Source organism: Rhizobacter sp. P3_B12 (genome assembly GCF_056402895.1).
This window is the reverse complement of record NZ_JBFUGN010000913.1, coordinates 1-2,476: the sequence shown is the minus strand read 5'-3', so window position 1 is coordinate 2,476 and position 2,476 is coordinate 1. Positions and strand designations below refer to the sequence as shown.

3 protein-coding genes are annotated in these 2,476 nt (G+C 72.6%); all 3 read right to left on the bottom strand.

The features are described 5' to 3' along the window. On the bottom strand, positions 1-480 hold a 480-nt coding region (locus tag AC1D01_RS29950), incomplete at its 3' end, for a cupin domain-containing protein (RefSeq protein ID WP_477872918.1). Beyond that, complete coding sequence (locus tag AC1D01_RS29945) at positions 473-1,252, bottom strand: acetoacetate decarboxylase family protein (protein WP_477872916.1); 780 nt, start codon at positions 1,250-1,252, stop codon at positions 473-475. The genes AC1D01_RS29950 and AC1D01_RS29945, both read right to left, overlap by 8 nt. Positions 1,253-1,320: 68 nt before the next feature. Further along, positions 1,321-2,476: sterol desaturase family protein (locus AC1D01_RS29940; protein ID WP_477872914.1), on the bottom strand; the 1,156-nt coding region annotated here is incomplete at its 5' end.

Genomic DNA, 2,476 nt, shown 5'->3' with positions numbered 1-2,476 from the left:
CGGATCGCCCGGCAGCAGCGACCGGCCATCGGCCAGCGCCGCCGCCGCGCGGCTCAGCCAGGCCGCTGCGCCGGCGCTGTCGCGGTCGTTGTCGCACAAGCCCTGCGCTTCGGCGGCCAGCGCGGGCATCGGCCCACACGCACTGCCCCGCGGCATCGCCACGCCCAGCGCCGCCAGCCACGCCAGCGGGGCATAGACCATCACGACGCGCGTGTCGCCACCCTCGCCCGCATCGAGCCCGCAGGTGTGCACGGCACCCGGCGCGATCGCCAGCAGGTCGCCCGCCGACGCGGTGTGCCGGCGCCCGCCCAGGCTGAAGCGGCAGCGGCCGGCCAGCACCGCGCCGATCGACCATTCCTCATGCCAGTGCGGCGCCCATTCCTGCCCCGGCCGGTGGTGCATCACCTGCTCGAGCGCCGGCTGGCCGTCGACATGCCAGCGCCGCACGCTCGAATGCCGCGGCAGGCCGGGCTCAGGCATCGCGCGCCCCGATGACCGTCAGGCCGCACCAGCCGGCGCTCGCATCGCCGGGCTGCAGGTCGCCGAGCAGCGAGAGCTCCTCGAGAGGGTGCTCGAACACCCGCAGCGACGCGCTGGCCGCATGCCAGCCGCTCGTGGTGGGCTGGGCGATGTCGGCGCGCAGCAGGCGCAGCTCGGGCGGGCGCGCCGGCTCGCGCAGGTCGGGGAAGCCGACGACGCCGACGGTCGGCATCGCGAGGAAGCCGAGCGGCCGGCCCGGCGCGCCGGTCAGGCAGGCTTCGGCCTCGATCAGGCGGCGGTCCTTCACCGCCAGGCTCGCGCCGAGCCGCGTGCCGGCGCGCAGCGGCGCGGCGGCCGGGTGATCGAGCGGCAGGCTGCGCGTGAGCCAGGTGCTGCCCATCTTCTTCGGCCAGCCCTGCAGCAGGCCGCGCAGCATCGAGACATCCTGGTCGACCCAGATCGCCGGGCAGATGCCGCAGCGGCTGCCGTCGGCGCGTTCGATCTCCAGCACGACGATGGTCTCGCGGTACTGCGCCTGCACCGGGTCGAGCAGCTCGCTGCCGTCGGTGGTGGCCTGCCAGTCGGCGAAGTGAACGCAACCCTGGCCCGTCGTGCGGCCGATCGAAGGGGGCAGCAGATCGGCACCGCGCGCGGCATCGAAGCCGAAGGCGATGTTCAGCAGCCAGCCGGCGTAGTGCCAGGGCGGTGCGGCGACCAGCGCGCTGCGGCCGGAGGCGGTGTAGGGCGGCGTGAAACCGGGGCTGGTGAACATGGCGGCATTCTGCGTTCAGGGCCTGCCATGCTGCCGGGGCGGATTCGCGGCGTCTTGAACGCCAGTGATCACCGCGGCTGCGCGACCTGCCGTGCCGCCGGCCACCGCACCCCGTGCTCCGACACCCAGCCGACCGCCCACAAGCCGAGCAGGATCCCCGCCGCGGCCCCGGCCTGCACGGCGCCCGGCATCCGGTGCGCATTCCACAGGAAGACGCTGGTCGCGCCGAGCAGCACCAGGAACAGCCCGCCGGCGACGAGCGCCGCCGCGCGCGAGCGGTGCGGGTCGTACTTGCGGCGCGCGGCGATGTCGAAGGCCGGCTTCGGGAAGCGCTCGGCCACATCGGCCGGCCGCCAGCCCGGCGGCTCGATCCACACCCGCAGCTTGTCGCGCCAGCGCCGTGCATGCCAGGCATCCTGGGCGATGTCCCAGTAGACGTGCAGGTTGGCCCACAGYGGGTTCCAGCTCGCGAGCGGCGTGCGCGTGCCGTAGACGCAGGGCTCGGCATCGTCTTCCTCGATGAAGCTGCCGAACAGCCGGTCCCAGACGATCAGGATGCCGCCGTAGTTCTTGTCGAGGTACCGGTCGTTGACGGCATGGTGCACCCGGTGGTTGCTGGGCGCGCAGAACCAGCGGTCGAACCAGCCGAGCCGGCCGATCTGCTGCGTGTGCACCCAGTACTGGTAGAGCAGGTCGATCAGCGCGACGACGCCGAACACCAGCGGCGGGAAGCCCGCCACCGCCATCGGCAGGTAGAAGATCCAGCCGAACAGCCAGCCGGTGCTGGTCTGGCGCAGCGCGGTCGACAGGTTGTACTCCTCGCTCTGGTGGTGCACCGCGTGCGCGGCCCACAGCACCGCGACGGTGTGGCCGAGGCGGTGGTGCCAGTAGTAGCAGAAGTCGTAGACCAGCAGGCCGGCGCCCCAGACCCAGACCGCGTCCTGCGGCAGCGGGTGCAGCGCGAGCGTCTCGAAAGCGAGCGCGTAGAGCCCGACCATCAACAGCTTGCTGAACACGTTGAGCACCTGGCTCATGATCCCCAGGCCGATGCTGTTCAGCGCATCGGCCGTCACGTAGGTGTTGCGGCGGCGAACGACGCCGACCGCGAACTCGATGGCGATCAGCAGCAGGAACAGCGGCGTCGCGAGGACGATGATCTGTGAATCCGTCATCCGGCGATGGTGCGCCGCCGCGCGGGCCGCGACCACGGGAGTTTCACCGCCC